Origin of the sequence: Microbacterium sp. CBA3102 (assembly GCF_007954505.1) — a bacterium.
Taxonomy (GTDB): domain Bacteria; phylum Actinomycetota; class Actinomycetes; order Actinomycetales; family Microbacteriaceae; genus Microbacterium; species Microbacterium aurugineum.
The window spans coordinates 2,020,250-2,034,115 of sequence record NZ_CP042412.1; the positions used below are offsets into that span (position 1 = coordinate 2,020,250).

The window sequence follows — 13,866 nt, forward strand, 5'->3', positions numbered from 1 at the left end:
GTCAGTTGGCGCGGAACTCGGTGAGGTAGCGCAGGAAGTTGCCGTAGCCCTCGTCGCTGCTGAGCGTCGGGGACAACGACGCCGTGTTCCAGCCGATGGTGGAGGGGCGCAGCACCAGGGGCACCATCTCGCTCTGCTCGTCGGCGAGTGTGCAGAGGTCCTGGAAGACCGCGGCCCGCTCCTCACCCGGCGCGGTGGTGTACCCGTCCTCGATGAGGGCGTCGAGCTCGTCGCTCCCCTTCATGAAGACCGCGGAGAATCCGGCGACCTCGGGGTTCCACCACGTCGTGACCATGGCGGGATCGGCGTACCCGGCGAACCAGCTCAGCGCGAGGTCGAAGTCCGCGGGGCTGCCGTAGACCTTGGCGGAGTACGTGGCGAAGTCGACCTGCTGGATCTCGACCTTGACGCCGATCTCCGCCAGATTCTGCTGCATCACCTGAGCGATCTGTGCGAGCACCGGCTCGTCGGTGTAGACGAAGAGGTCGAGCTCGAGTCCGCCGACCTCGTCGATCACGGACTTGGCCGCGGCGACGTCCCGGGCCGCGGAAGGCAGATCCTCCGCGCGGCAGGCATCGGGCAGGACGGCGGGGGTGATGCCGGTGGAGGCGGTCGACCCCCCGAACGCGAGCTCGTTGATCGCGTCACGGTCGATGGCGGAGTTGATCGCGAAGCGCACGTCCTCATCCTGCAGCGCCTCGTCGCCGGTGAGGGAGTTGATCATCAGGTAGTGGAAGTCGGTGTTCCGCTGTCCCACCACGGTCACGTCCGCCGCGTTGGCGAGGAGTTCCGCGGAGTCGATCGAGTTCAGCACCGCGAAGTCGGCGGATCCGTCGCGCAGCGCCGCTGCCCGCGTCGCCTCGTCGCCGACGATGTCGACCGTGAGGGTGGAGAAGCCGAGGGCATCGGCATCCGGGTGGTGGACGTTCGGCTCGAACGTCCACTCCTCGTCCTGACGGTGAGCGGTCGCGACGAGCGGGCCCGTGCCGAGCATCTCCGTGGTGATGTCGACCTCGCCGGACTCGATCTCCGCCATCGGCAGGATCGCGGCGGGGGTGTTCGCGAGAGCCGCGAGGAAGGGCGCATAGGGGCTGGACAGCGTGACCGTGACCTCGAGGTCTCCGGTCTCCTCGATCGAGGCGACCGGGCCGAGCTGTCCGGTCCAGGTGGTGGGGATGTCGATCAGCCGCTGGAGGCTGCCGACGACATCGGCGGCGGTCATCGGGCGTCCGTTCGAGAACACGGCGTCATCGGCGAGGGTGAAGACGTACTCGGTGTCGCTCGGAGTCTCCCAGGATGTGGCGAGCTTCGGCGCCACGTCGAGGTTCTCATCGATCGTCGTGAGCGTCTCGTAGGAGAGCCCTTCGAGCATCCAGGAGCGGGCGGTGGCGGCCCCCTGCGGGTCGAGGCCGCTCGCCTCCGCGGTGTCGTAGTCGACCTGGACGACGAGGTCGCCGCCCCCGTCGAACGCCTCATCGGCGACGGCGAGGAAGCCGGGTGCGGCTTCGTCCTGAGTGGGTTCGGTTTCGGGTGAGGCGCCGGCGGCGCACCCGGTGAGGGCGAGGAGGGCGACGGTGGCGACGGCCACCCCCGCACGAGCTGCTTTGTGCATGTCGGTGTTTCCCTTCGGGATGTCGGGCGACGGCCGGTCAGGCGTCGGACGACGACGGGCGGACAGAGAGGTGATGCAGGTGGTGCTCGGTTCGGGCTGTGCCGGCGTCCTCGTGAGCGCAGGCGCAGGCGGTGGGGGAGGCCGGAACGTCGAGGGTCGGGTTCCGGTCGAAGAAGTCGTGGGGTTTCAGCGTGAAGCCGCAGCTGTCGACCGGCATGATGGGCCAGTCCTCCGTGCGCGGGAAGTGCGTGAGGCCGAACGTGTGCCACAGCACCAGGTCTGCGCCGTCCAGCGAGGCGTCCTCGGCGACGAAGGCCGGCAGCCCCTGCTCCGGTGCGCTCTGGTTGACGACGTCGCCGGCGGGATAGCGCTCCTCGGGGTCGTACGCGGTGACCCACAGATCGGCGGTCGCGAAGCGGGCGCGCGAGGCGATCACGGATTCGGGGCGTGCGAGGAGGACGGGCTTCCCCTCCGGTGTCAGGACGTAGGAGGTGGGACGACCGAGCCGGTTCGTGGCCGTCGCGCTGCTCACCCGCCATGTGCGGTCGACCGACGCGTCGGCCCGGCGCCGCCCCTCGAGCTCGCTGTGAAGCCGGGTCCGGGTGAAGCCGATCGCGCTGCCGTGCAGGTTGTCGTCGGAGATCGGGAGCGACCGCACGTCGACTTCGTCGATGACGGCAGGCCCGTCGTCGACCGCCATGTCCAGCCGCGCGCAGAACAGGTGCTGGTGGTACGGCGCCGCGAGCCCCGGGGCCAGCTCGCTCGCGAAGCGGCCGGTGCGCTCGTCATAGGCGGCGGTGAACACGAGTCCGGTGGCCTTGGCCTCGAACTCGATCTTGCCGTCCAGGTAGAAGTACCAGTAGAAGCCGTAGTCGTAGTTGCCCACCGTGACGAAGAACGAGATCACGAGTCGGCGCTGGCGGCGGACGTCGCTCGATCCCGTGAACTGCTCGGTGTGCTTCCACAGCACCCCGGCGTCCTCCTCGTGGACGCAGATCACGTTCGGGAGCACCTTCACGTTGCCGCGGGCGTCGGCGATCGGGACGTCGAGGTAGGTGATGTCGCCGACGCAGTCGCAGCCGAGTTCCAGCGAGTTCGCGAGTCTGCCGAGGAGATACTCACCGGTGTCGAAGTAGTTCTGCCAGAAGCGCACGGGCCCCGGGTCGCCGTAGGGCACCAGCATCTCGGCGATCGAGGCGCGGTGCACGATGGGGCGGACCCGGCCCTCGTCCTCGAATCCGATGCCGTGCAGGATGAGTCCTTCGCGCATGTCGTAGCCGATGCGCAACGACCACTTCTCCCAGGTGATCACGTCTCCCTCGAAGGCGAAGCTCGGTCCTTCGGGCTGGGTGATGACGATGGGCTTCTGCGTGGTCCGCTCCGGGCCGAAGGTGCCGGGCACGTGATAGTCCGCGGTCTCTTGCGGAATCGGCATCGCGCCCACGTCGATGACATCGACCACGGTGCGCGCGGCGACGTCGACGTATGCCACCAGTCCGTCGATCGGATGCGCCCAGGGCATGGTCTGCGGAGTGGGCTGATGGTGTCCGAGCACCCGTGCGAGCCGGCGCCCGCTCTCGCCCTCGATCGGGAAGCGCCCGGCTGACAGCCCGGCCAGAGCGACCGTGCTCGGGTCGTCGATGCCCCGGGCGGCGAGTGCTTCGGCCCAGCGCTCGTCGGCGCCGATCAACTCGCGGATGATCGCGTGCTCCTCCTGGAGCAGGGGGACCTGGCCGTCCTGCTCCGGGTCGATGTCGACGTCCGCGACGATCTCGCCGGTGCCGATGTCGACCGAGAGGGCACGAGCGCGTCCGGTGTCGGTCTCGAGCAGCTGGACACGGGCGCGGCGGGGGACGGGGCGCCCGGCGGCGACCTCGGAGCGGTCCGGCTCATCGAGTCCGACGTAGGCGATCCGCTGCGCCTCCCCCAGTGCGCCGTGGGCACGCAGCGTCTCGGAGACCCGCTGCAGCTCGTCCGCGGAGAGCGTCGCGTACGGCGCACCGGATTCGTCTCCGAGCGGGCGCGAACGCTGGACGTGGTCGGACGGGGAACAGCTGCAGTTCATGGAGTCTCCATCGGATGTGAGTTCGGGAACGTCTGCGTGCCGGAACGTTCCGGCAAAAGTATGCGATGAATGTGTTTCAGCGCAAGACCTGATGTGTTTCGAGTGGATTACGACGTGCTCCGTGTGGTTAGACTCGGCCGCATGCAAGAGCCACGACGGGTCAGATTGATCGACGTCGCACGGCGCGCGGGGGTCGGGAAGACCACGGCGTCCGATGCGCTGAGCGGCGTCGGGCGCGTCTCGCAGCCCACCAGGGAGGCCGTCCTGGCCGCCGCGGCGGAGCTCGGCTACTCGGTGAACACCGCGGCCCGGCATCTGCGCGGCGGCAGCATCGGCACGATCGGCATCGTGCTTCCTGAGGTCGTGTCGCGGTCGGCGTACTACATGGCTTTCACGTTCGGTATCGTCACCAGCGCGGCCGCGCACGACATCGACGTGACGATCGTGAGCCCGTCGGTCTCGTCGGGCCGCTCACGTCCGATCCGTGCCGACGGACTCATCATCGGCGACCCGCTCTCCGGTGACCCCGGGCTGCCGGCGCTGATGGCGTCGGGGATCCCCGTCGTCACCCAGGAGCACCTTCCGGACGACGTCGACGGCGCGCCGGCGGGTGTCGTGTGGTCCTCGCATGAGGCGGGCATGCTCCGGCTCCTCGACGAGATCGATGTCACCGGCGCCCGGCACCCCGTGCTGCTGGTCGCGCCCGACGCCACCGACTGGTCGCGCCAGCTGGTCTCCGGCTATCGGAAGGGGTGTGCGACACGCGGATTCGATCCGGTCATCGCCCCCGTCTCCTTCGAAGCATCGTGGCCCGACGTCAGGGTGGCGACGGAGCGGGTCCTCCAGGCGCATCCGGACACGGACGTGATCATCTGCGGTCCGGACTCCAGTGCGATCGAGGTCGCCGCCGTCCTCGGACGACAGGGGCGGACGGTCGGTCAGGACATCACGGTGGTATCGTGCGTCGACCACCCCTCGCTGCCCTTCCTGACCCCGTCGATCACGTCGATCGATCTGCGGCCGCGAGACTCCGGGGTCGCCTGCGCCGAGCTCCTCATCGACCTGATCGAGGGGCGTGCCGCGCCGGGTACGGACGTCGAGTTCCCGATCTCCGTCGTCGCGCGGGACTCCACCGCCCACCCGCTGCGGGTGCACGCATGACCGCACCGCTCGACGGCATCGTGGTCGCCGACTTCTCCCGTGTGCTCGCCGGGCCCCTGGCGACGATGACGTTGGCCGACCTCGGGGCGCGCGTGATCAAGGTCGAGCGCCCGGGCACGGGAGACGACACCCGGGCATGGGGGCCGCCGTACGCGGAGTCCGGCATGACGACGTACTTCGAGTCCGCCAACCGGGGCAAGGAGTCGGTCACGCTCGACCTCACCGACGCCGGAGATCGCGACAGAGCGCTCGAACTCATCGCCCGCAGCGACATCGTGATCGAGAACTTCCGGCCGGGACTGTTCGCCGCACTGGGATTCGATGAGGAGAAGCTCGCGGCGGCCCATCCGCGTCTCATCTCGGTGTCGGTCAGCGGCTTCGGTCTCGGCGCAGGGGCATCGCTTCCCGGCTACGACTTCGTCGCGCAGGCGGTGGGCGGTCTCATGCACATCACCGGTGAGACCGACGGCGAGGCCATGAAGGCGGGGGTCGCGCTCGTCGACGTGCTCACCGGCAAGGACGCGGTGATCGGCATCCTCGCCGCGCTGCGTCGACGCGAACTGACCGGGCACGGATCGAGGATCGAGGTGAACCTGCTCTCGAGTCTCCAGGCGGCCCTGGTGAACCAGATGTCCGCGCACCTCGGAGCGGGCGCGGAGCCGGGGCGGCTCGGAAACCGACATCCGTCGATCGCCCCCTACGAGTCGCTGCGTTGCGCCGATGCGCCGATCGCGGTCGCCTGCGGCAACGATGCCCAGTTCGCGAAGATGGTCACCGCGCTCGGTCGGCCGGAGCTCATCGACGACGAGCGCTTCCGTCGCAACCCGGACCGTGTCGCGAACCGGGAGGATCTCGTCGTGGAGCTGGAGGGCGCGCTGGTCACGGATACGGCTGCGGCCTGGGCGGAGCGGCTGAACGAGATCGGCGTCGCCGCGGGGGTCGTGAACTCCGTGGGCGAGGGCGTCGAACTCGCCACGCGTCTGGGCCTCGACCCGGTCCGGGAGCTGATCGGGGAGGACGGCCGGCGTTCGCGCCAGATCCGGTCACCGCTCACCTGGAAGCCGGAGATCCCCGTGTCGGTGGCGCCTCCGCCCCGGCTGGGCGAACACGACGCCCGCGTGCGGGCCTGGCTCGACGGCCGCGACTAGACGGATCGATCCCGGATCGCCAACCACAGTTCGGCGGCGACGTCGGGATCGTCCAGCGTGACGCCGAGCAGGCTCTCTGCGGCGGCGATGCGGGGGCGGACGGTGTTGCGATGCACCCCGAGCTCCCGGGCGGTGCGCTCCGCTTGGTGGCGATGCCGGAGATACGACGTCACGGTGCGCAACAGCATCGGGTCCGTCGCCGCGAGCAGGTCCGCCCACCCTGCGGCGCGCGACTCCGGTTCGATCACGAGAGCGGTGTCCGGTGCGCGACGGTGCAGGGCCAGCGCACGAGCGGTCGCGGCGGGGACGTCGTCGAGGGTGACCGGAGCGCTGAGCACTCCGGACCCGGCGGAGGAGTGCTCATCGGGGTCGAGGAGTGCGACGACCACGCCGTCCGACTCGGCCGAGAAGATGCTCGGATCCGGGGCCCCCACGAGGACGCGGAACTCCAACGGCAGGTCGAGGTCGGCGACGGCCGCCAGCGCGCGCGCCGCGGCTGTGTCTCCTCGCAGCGCCAGGGCGGTGAACCACCCTTCGGCTCGTCGGGTGCCGGCCGTCGGCGAGGTGACCAGTCGCAGGAGCGCGCTCGCGGTGAGGGCGAGCTGACGGTCCGCCCGTGCGAGGGGGCGGCCGGCTCCGATGGCGAGGGCCCCGCGCGTGTGCTCGCCGTCCGTGACCGCGTGAGCCACGACCGCGGACCCCTGGGACACGAAGGAGGCGGCCTCGACTCCGGATCGGAGGAGCGATCGCTCCACATCGACCCGCACCGCGGGCAGGAGGCCTTCGAGGGAGGGCGGATGCAGTGTTCCGAGCGACGCCCCCGGTCCGAAGGGGAGCCAGGCCACCCATCCGCCGATCGCCTGCGACATCTGGCGCAGGATCGAGGCGACGGGATCGCGGCCGGCCGCGGCTTGGACCAGCCGCGTGTGCGTGTGGGCGGTGCGCAGCGCCTCATCCTGTCCGCCCCGTCCGGTGATCGACCAGAACGCCCGCGAGACATCGAGGAAGGGCGCTCCGTCCGGGACCGCGAACACCGGGATGCCGAGCGTCCGACATCGGTCGACGAGCGCGGCCGGAGGATCGTCCCAGCCCTCGCCGAGGCCGATCCCGATCGCACCGACGTCCTGCGCATCGAGTCGATCCACATAGGCGTCCATCGGTCGGCTGCGCAGCGGGATGCCCGTGGTGAGCAGCAGCTCTCCGCCGTCCAGGTAGCGGCCGGGATCGTCGAGCTCCGACACGTGCACACCCGTGATCGTCCGCGCGGCGTCGAACGGCGCGAGCGGGCGCAGCGCGGTGCCCGCCGTGCTGACCAGCTCGCCGAGGGAGACCATGCATCCAGTGTGCGGGATGCACAGTGAGTCTGCCAAGGCTGGGCGAAGTGTTCGTCCGCTCGGGCGTCTGAGCTTCTAGCGTCGAGCCCATGACGACTGTTCCTCACCTGCGCACCGAGATCCCCGGACCCCGGTCACGCGAGCTCCATGCCCAGCGCGAAGCCGCCGTCGCCTCCGGCTTCGGCATCACCCTCCCGGTCTTCATCGAGCGAGCCGGCACCTCGACGCTCGAGGACGTCGACGGGAACACCCTCATCGACCTCGCATCCGGCATCGCGGTGACCAGTGTGGGGGCGGCGAACCCCGTCGTGCGCGCCGAGGTCGCCGCGCAACTCGACCGGTTCACGCACACGTGCTTCATGGTGACCGAGTACGAGGGCTTCGTCCGCGTCGCGGAGTGGCTGAACGAGCACACACCCGGCGACTTCGACAAGCGCACCGCACTGTTCAGCACCGGTGCTGAAGCCGTAGAGAACGCCGTCAAGATCGCACGGGCCCACACCGGTCGTCCCGCCGTGCTCGTGATCGACGAGGCGTACCACGGTCGATCGCTCCTGACGATGGCGATGACCGCGAAGGAACACCCGTACAAGACGGGCTTCGGGCCCTTCCCCGAGGCCGTGGTCCGCGCCCCCAACGCGAATCCGCTGCGCGGGCAGGGGGCGGATGCGGCCCTCGCCGAGATCGAGCGGCTCATCGCGGAGCACGGCCCGGAGCACTTCGCCGCCCTGGTCGTCGAACCGATCCAGGGCGAGGGCGGCTTCGTCGTTCCGGCTCCCGGGTTCCTCCCCGGCCTCCGCCGGATCACCGACGCCTACGGGATAGTCCTCGTCGTCGACGAGATCCAGTCCGGACTCGGCCGCACCGGGATGCTGTTCGCGAGCGCGCACGAGGGCGTCGCCGGTGACATCACCCTCACTGCGAAGGCGCTCGGAGGTGGCCTGCCGTTGAGCGCCGTGACGGGGCGTGCGGACATCATGGACGCCGCCCATCCCGGCGGGCTCGGCGGCACCTACGCGGGCAATCCGCTGGCGTGCGCGGCTGCGCTCGCCGTGTTCGAGGTGCTCGACGATCCGGGGCTCCTGCCGGGGGTGACCGGCATCGAGCGCTCGATCCGTCGGCATCTCGAGCCCCTGGTCGACGAGCTCGCCGTGGTCGCCGAGGTCCGCGGGCGCGGTGCGATGATGGCCGTCGAGTTCGCAGATCCGGGAACGCTCGCCCCTCGTCCCGACCTCGCCCAGCGGGTCGCTGCGGCATGCCATGCGGCGGGGGTGATCGCCCTCACCTGCGGCACGCACGGCAACGTCATCCGGTTGCTCCCGCCCCTGGTGATCGAAGAGGCCGTCCTGGAGGCCGGCCTGGACATCCTGACTGCATCCATCCGCACCGTCGTCGCCGAGGAGGCCGCCGCATGACCGTTCCCGACCTGCTCGACTTCGACGAGCTCCTCACCGAGGACGAACGGGCCACGCGCGACCGCGTGCGCGCTTTCGTCGACACGCGCATCCGCCCCCACATCGCGGACTGGTACGACCGCGCCGTCTTCCCGACCGAGCTCGTCCCGGAGCTCGCCGAGCTGGGCGTGCTGGGCATGCACCTCGACGGATACGGATGCGGCGGCCGCAGCGCCGTCGAGTACGGGATCGCAGCGATGGAGCTCGAGGCGGGCGACTCCGGTCTGCGCACCTTCGTCTCCGTGCAGGGCTCGCTCGCGATGAGTGCGATCCACAAGCACGGCAGCGAGGAGCAGAAGCAGGAATGGCTCCCGCGGATGGCGCGGGGAGAGGTCATCGGCTGCTTCGGCCTCACCGAGCCCAACTCCGGATCCGACCCCTCCAGCATGACCACCTTCGCCCGTCGCGACGGAGACGGCTGGGTGCTCAACGGTGCGAAGCGCTGGATCGGGCTCGCCTCCATCGCCCAGGTCGCGATCATCTGGGCGCAGACGGACGAGGGGGTGCGCGGCTTCCTCGTCCCGACGGACACGGCGGGCTTCGTGGCGACGCCCATCGCCCCGAAGCTGTCGATGAGGGCCTCGATCCAGTGCGACATCACGATGACGGATGTGAGGCTGCCCGCCGATGCCTTGTTGCCGGGGGCGCGGGGGCTGCGTGCGCCGTTCTCGTGCCTGAACGAGGCGCGGTACGGCATCGGCTGGGGGGTGATCGGTGCCGCACGCGACAGCTACGACGCGGCGCTGACATACGCCCGGTCGCGCATCCAGTTCAACCAGCCCATCGCCGCGTTCCAGCTCACCCAGCAGAAGCTGGTCGACATGGCGGTCGAGATCGAGAAGGCGCAGTTGGTCGCCCTGCGACTCGGACGGCTCAAGGACGCCGGGCGACTGGAGCCGCATCAGATCTCGGTCGCGAAGCTCAGCAACACCCGAGCGGCCATCGCGATCGCGCGTGAGGCGAGGACGCTCCTCGGCGGCAACGGCATCTCCGGCGACCACTCGCCACTGCGTCACGCCGCGAACCTCGAGTCGGTCCGTACCTACGAGGGCACCGACGAGGTGCACACGCTCGTGCTCGGGGCGCACATCACCGGATTCTCCGCGTTCCGCAGCACCGACTCCGAAGGAGCATGATGGCCACCACGTACGATCTCCGACACTTCATCGACGGGACCTGGGTCACCGGCGAGGGACCGCTCCTGGTCGATGTCAACCCGAGCCGACCCGGCGACATCGTCGGGCCGGGCCCCGGCGCGTCCGCGGCCGACGTCGACCGTGCCTTCGCCGGTGCACGAGCCGCACTCGACGGATGGCGCCGGACTCCCGCCAGGGCGCGGGCCGCGATCCTGCTGCGAGCGGCCGACATCATCCACGCGAATCGCGAGGAGTGGGGGCGCGAGCTCGCGCGGGAGGAAGGGAAGACGCTCGTCGAGGCGATCGGCGAGACCGCGCATGCCGCGAACATCCTCCGCTTCCACGCGCAGGAGGTCGAGCGTCAGAGCGGCGGCCTGTTCGAGTCGCCGAGTGCCGGAGAGCGCATCCTCGTCATCCGTCGCCCGGTCGGGGTGATCGGGGCCATCACCCCGTTCAACTTCCCGATCTCGATCCCGGCCTGGAAGCTGGCCCCCGCCCTGGTCTGGGGGAACACGGTGGTCTGGAAGCCGGCGACCTTCGTCCCCCTGCTCGCGATGCGGTTCGCTCAGGCGCTCGAGCAGGCCGGGCTTCCGCAGGGCGTCCTGAACCTCGTGAACGGCGACGCCGGCGTGGGGGAGGCCATCGTGTCGCATCCCGACGTGGATGCCGTCACGTTCACCGGTTCCACGAAGGTCGGCAGGATCATCGCCGCGCAGCTCGCCGCGCGCGGTGTTCCGTTCCAGGGGGAGCTCGGCGGGAAGAACGCGGCTCTCGTCCTCGCCGACGCCGACCTCGACGTCGCGGTGGAGCAGGTGGCGGTCGGAGCCTTCCGCGCGGCCGGACAGAAGTGCACCGCGACCTCCCGGGTGATCGTGCACGAGGCTGTGGCGGACGAGTTCCTGCGACGACTCGCGATCCGCACCGAGCGGATGGTCGTGGGCGACGCGCAGGACGAGGGTGTCGAGGTGGGCCCCGTGGTCGATGCCCGAGCGCGCGATCGCGTGGCCGCCGCTCTGGTGCGCGCCCGGACCACGGCGAGAGCGGTCGTCGACGCCGGGCCGTACTCCTCCGGTGAGCTCGCCGAGGGGTACTTCATCCCCCCGTCGATCTTCGAGCTGAACGAGGCGGATCCGGGCGAACTGTGGACCGAGGAACTCTTCGGCCCGGTCATCGGGGTCCGCCGCGTCTCGTCCACCGCGGAAGGCATCGCGCTCGTGAACGACAGCGAGTACGGACTCTCGACCGCCGTGTTCACGACCGGACTGGCCGAAGCACTCAGCGCGATCGAGGACATTCGCGTCGGGGTGGTGCACGTCAACTCGGCCTCCGCCGGCGCCGACCTGCACGTGCCGTTCGGGGGGAGCGGTGCCAGTGCCCTCGGCCCGAAGGAGCAGGGCGGCGCGGCCCGGGAGTTCTACACCGAGACCGCGACGGTGTATCTGCGCGGCTGACCCCGCCCGCCCGCCCGCCCGCCCCTTCGCCGAGACCCCCGCTGCCCGCCGAGACCCCCGCCTGTCGACGTGTGCAGGCGGGGGTCCCGGCGGTGCGCGGGGGTCTCGGCGCAAGAGCGTTCCACAGCCATGTCCGATTTCCGCCAGTCGAGGTCGGTGGGTCGTGACAGGGTGGAGGCATGAGCTTCCCCGTGACCGACTTCGACGAGCGCTATCGTGCGATCAGCGCCCGAGACACCCGCTTCGACGGGCAGTTCGTCACGGCCGTCCGCTCGACCGGGATCTACTGTCGTCCGAGCTGCCCCGCACGCACGCCCCGACCGCAGAACGTGACGTTCTATCCGACCAGTGCAGCTGCACACGAAGCGGGCTATCGCGCGTGCAAGAGGTGCCTGCCCGAAGCTGCTCCCGGATCACCGGACTGGAACCTGCGCGGCGACACCGCGGCACGGGCGATGCGGCTGATCTCCGACGGTGTCGTGGAACGGGAGGGCGTCCCCGGTTTGGCCGCGCGTCTCGGATACTCGAGCAGGCACCTCACCCGTCTGCTCAGCGCCGAACTGGGGGCCGGGCCTCTGGCCCTCGCGAGGGCGCATCGCGCGCACACGGCGCGGATGCTGCTGGTCGGCACCGACATGCCGATCTCCGATGTGGCCTTCTCGGCAGGCTTCGCCAGCATCCGGCAGTGCAACGAGACGATCCGTGAGGTGTTCGACCTCACCCCCGGCGAGCTCCGCGCACGACGCCGGACGCCGGCCACGTCGACCCCGGGGGCGATCGACCTCGTGCTGCCGTACCGTGGTCCGCTCGACGCGAGCGGCATCTTCGCGTGGATGGCGGCGCGCGCGGTGCCCGGCGTCGAAGCGGTCTCCGAGTCGTCGTTCTCCCGGCACCTGCGCATGGCCGGAGGCGCGGCCTGGTTCGAGGTGCGGCAGGATCAGCGATCAGGCTTGCGTCTGCGTGCTCGGGTGGCCCGGCTCGGGGACCTGGCACCGCTGGTCTCGACCGTGCGTCGCCTCTTCGACCTCGACGCCGATCCTCTGGCGATCGATCAGGCGCTGTCCGCACATCCCGAGCTCGCCCCGCTCGTGGCCCGCACACCGGGCATCCGGGTGCCTGGATCGGCCGACCCCCATGAGATGCTCATCCGCGCCATGATCGGGCAGCAGATCACCGTGGTCGCCGCCCGCACAGCGCTGACGGCGCTGACCGAAGCCCTGGGGGAGCGGACCGACGACGGGCTGCTGTTCCCGACCATGGCGGCCATCGCGGAGCACGGCGCCGAGGTGCTCCGTGGCCCGGCCGCGCGCATCCGGGCGATCACGGGTGCCGCCGCCGCCCTCGCCGACGACTCGCTCACCCTCACGGTCGGTGACGACGGTCCGATGCAGCGGGAGCGGCTCCTGGCGCTGCCCGGCATCGGACCCTGGACGGCCGACTACGTGCGCATGCGGATTCTCGGTGACCCCGACATCCTTCTTCCCGGCGATGTCGCGTTGCGGGCGGGCGCGGCGGCCTCCGGCATCCCCGGAGAGGCGCGGGCGCTCACCGCCTGGGCGGAGCGCGCGGCTCCCTGGCGCAGCTACCTCAGCGCACACCTCTGGCGCGCCGCGCCGGTGCGCCCGGCGAGGACTCGGCGTGCGGCACCCCCGACGCGTCCCGCTCGCACCGATCACACGACCTCGAAGGAGACCTCATGACCGCTCTCATCCAGACCATCGACACCCCGGACGGGGCCTTCACGATCCTCACCGACGACCGGCAGCGCGTGCTCGCCTCCGGGTGGACCTCCGATGTCGAGGCGATCCTCGGGCGGCTCTCGGCGGCGAACCGTCCCTTGCACGTGCGCGAGGGCGAGACCGATGCGGCAGCCGCGGCGCGGGCCTACTACGGCGGCGATCTGTCGGCGATCGACACGGTCGCGGTCGCGCAGACCGGCACCGCGCTCCAACTCGCGGGATGGTCGGCTCTGCGTGCGATCGAACCCGGCGCTCCGCTCACCTACACCGGCTTCGCTGCGCGGCTCGGCAATCCGAACGCCGTCCGGGCGGCGGCGTCGATCTGCGCACGCAACGCCCCGGCGCTCTTCGTGCCGTGCCACCGGGTGCTGCGGACGGACGGCAGTCTCGGCGGATTCGCCTGGGGACTGAGCGTGAAGGAGAGCCTGCTGGCGCGGGAGTCGATCGGCGTTTGAGTCGACCTCGGTCCCGGGATCGTCCCGATTCGTCGAACCTCCCTCGACGAATCGGGAATGACTCTTGCTTTCAGCTGGTTCACAGCAATAGGCTGGTGGGCTGTCGCGCCGACCGGACGACACCGCCGAGCCCTGAGGAGGACACCATGACATCGATCGCCACCGCGCGGATCGCAGCTCTCGGCTCGAACCCGGCACGGCCGCTCCTCTAGCGCCGCCCCGCTCCCTTTCTTCCGCACCGGATGCCGGACTCCAGGAGTCCGCTCTCGCATCCGACCCCATTCGCACTCGCTTTCCATACGAAACTCATC

General features: G+C 70.5%; 10 protein-coding genes. 7 read left to right on the forward strand and 3 right to left on the reverse strand.

Features of this window, described 5'->3' with window-relative positions:
- Position 1: 1 nt before the first annotated feature.
- Together FGL91_RS09710 and FGL91_RS09715 are read right to left on the reverse strand one after the other, a co-directional pair.
- The gene (locus FGL91_RS09710) at positions 2–1,612 is read right to left on the reverse strand and encodes an ABC transporter substrate-binding protein (RefSeq protein ID WP_131494452.1); all 1,611 of its coding nucleotides are present in this window, start codon (positions 1,610–1,612) and stop codon (positions 2–4) included.
- A gap of 37 nt (positions 1,613–1,649) precedes the next feature.
- The gene (locus tag FGL91_RS09715; protein ID WP_131494451.1) at positions 1,650–3,677 is read right to left on the reverse strand and encodes a primary-amine oxidase; all 2,028 of its coding nucleotides are present in this window, start codon (positions 3,675–3,677) and stop codon (positions 1,650–1,652) included.
- Between the two features lie 141 nt (positions 3,678–3,818).
- Here FGL91_RS09715 and FGL91_RS09720 point away from each other — a divergent pair, with 141 nt between their 5' ends.
- Both FGL91_RS09720 and FGL91_RS09725 read left to right on the forward strand, forming a co-directional pair.
- Positions 3,819–4,838 (forward strand): LacI family DNA-binding transcriptional regulator, encoded by a 1,020-nt coding sequence (locus FGL91_RS09720; RefSeq protein ID WP_165875511.1) that lies wholly within the window; start codon positions 3,819–3,821, stop codon positions 4,836–4,838.
- Positions 4,835–5,986 (forward strand): CaiB/BaiF CoA transferase family protein, encoded by a 1,152-nt coding sequence (locus tag FGL91_RS09725; protein ID WP_153243710.1) that lies wholly within the window; start codon positions 4,835–4,837, stop codon positions 5,984–5,986. The genes FGL91_RS09720 and FGL91_RS09725 overlap by 4 nt, the downstream gene beginning before the upstream one ends.
- Here the strand turns inward: FGL91_RS09725 and FGL91_RS09730 are convergent.
- A complete protein-coding gene (locus tag FGL91_RS09730; RefSeq protein ID WP_153243711.1) occupies positions 5,983–7,320 on the reverse strand; it encodes a PucR family transcriptional regulator in 1,338 nt (445 codons plus the stop codon). The two genes, FGL91_RS09725 and FGL91_RS09730, sit on opposite strands and share 4 nt — an antisense overlap.
- Before the next feature lie 89 nt (positions 7,321–7,409).
- On the opposite strand from FGL91_RS09730, the gene FGL91_RS09735 reads away from it, so the two are divergent.
- The 5 genes from FGL91_RS09735 to FGL91_RS09755 all read left to right on the forward strand — a co-directional run bounded on the left by FGL91_RS09735 (position 7,410) and on the right by FGL91_RS09755 (position 13,555).
- On the forward strand, positions 7,410–8,735 hold the full coding sequence (locus FGL91_RS09735; protein WP_153243712.1) for an aminotransferase class III-fold pyridoxal phosphate-dependent enzyme: 1,326 nt from the start codon (positions 7,410–7,412) through the stop codon (positions 8,733–8,735).
- Positions 8,732–9,910, forward strand: a complete 1,179-nt coding sequence (locus tag FGL91_RS09740) for an acyl-CoA dehydrogenase family protein (protein ID WP_153243713.1) — start codon at positions 8,732–8,734, stop codon at positions 9,908–9,910. Before FGL91_RS09735 ends, FGL91_RS09740 begins: the two co-directional genes overlap by 4 nt.
- The gene (locus FGL91_RS09745; protein ID WP_227991441.1) at positions 9,907–11,361 is read left to right on the forward strand and encodes an aldehyde dehydrogenase family protein; all 1,455 of its coding nucleotides are present in this window, start codon (positions 9,907–9,909) and stop codon (positions 11,359–11,361) included. The genes FGL91_RS09740 and FGL91_RS09745 overlap by 4 nt, the downstream gene beginning before the upstream one ends.
- Before the next feature lie 179 nt (positions 11,362–11,540).
- Entirely contained in the window at positions 11,541–13,061 is a 1,521-nt protein-coding gene (locus FGL91_RS09750; protein ID WP_153243714.1) for a DNA-3-methyladenine glycosylase 2 family protein, read from the forward strand.
- Positions 13,058–13,555 carry a methylated-DNA--[protein]-cysteine S-methyltransferase gene (locus tag FGL91_RS09755; protein WP_153243715.1) on the forward strand — a complete coding sequence of 166 codons (498 nt, stop codon included), beginning with the start codon at positions 13,058–13,060 and terminating at the stop codon, positions 13,553–13,555. The genes FGL91_RS09750 and FGL91_RS09755 overlap by 4 nt, the downstream gene beginning before the upstream one ends.
- Positions 13,556–13,866: the final 311 nt, after the last annotated feature.

What these genes read in the sequence shown, in the direction of transcription:
- FGL91_RS09710 (WP_131494452.1), bottom strand. Translation starts at nt 1,612, where the DNA reads ATGCACAAAGCAGCTCGTGCGGGGGTGGCCGTCGCCACCGTCGCCCTC.
- FGL91_RS09715 (WP_131494451.1), bottom strand. Translation starts at nt 3,677, where the DNA reads ATGAACTGCAGCTGTTCCCCGTCCGACCACGTCCAGCGTTCGCGCCCG.
- FGL91_RS09720 (WP_165875511.1), top strand. Translation starts at nt 3,819, where the DNA reads ATGCAAGAGCCACGACGGGTCAGATTGATCGACGTCGCACGGCGCGCG.
- FGL91_RS09725 (WP_153243710.1), top strand. Translation starts at nt 4,835, where the DNA reads ATGACCGCACCGCTCGACGGCATCGTGGTCGCCGACTTCTCCCGTGTG.
- FGL91_RS09730 (WP_153243711.1), bottom strand. Translation starts at nt 7,320, where the DNA reads ATGGTCTCCCTCGGCGAGCTGGTCAGCACGGCGGGCACCGCGCTGCGC.
- FGL91_RS09735 (WP_153243712.1), top strand. Translation starts at nt 7,410, where the DNA reads ATGACGACTGTTCCTCACCTGCGCACCGAGATCCCCGGACCCCGGTCA.
- FGL91_RS09740 (WP_153243713.1), top strand. Translation starts at nt 8,732, where the DNA reads ATGACCGTTCCCGACCTGCTCGACTTCGACGAGCTCCTCACCGAGGAC.
- FGL91_RS09745 (WP_227991441.1), top strand. Translation starts at nt 9,907, where the DNA reads ATGATGGCCACCACGTACGATCTCCGACACTTCATCGACGGGACCTGG.
- FGL91_RS09750 (WP_153243714.1), top strand. Translation starts at nt 11,541, where the DNA reads ATGAGCTTCCCCGTGACCGACTTCGACGAGCGCTATCGTGCGATCAGC.
- FGL91_RS09755 (WP_153243715.1), top strand. Translation starts at nt 13,058, where the DNA reads ATGACCGCTCTCATCCAGACCATCGACACCCCGGACGGGGCCTTCACG.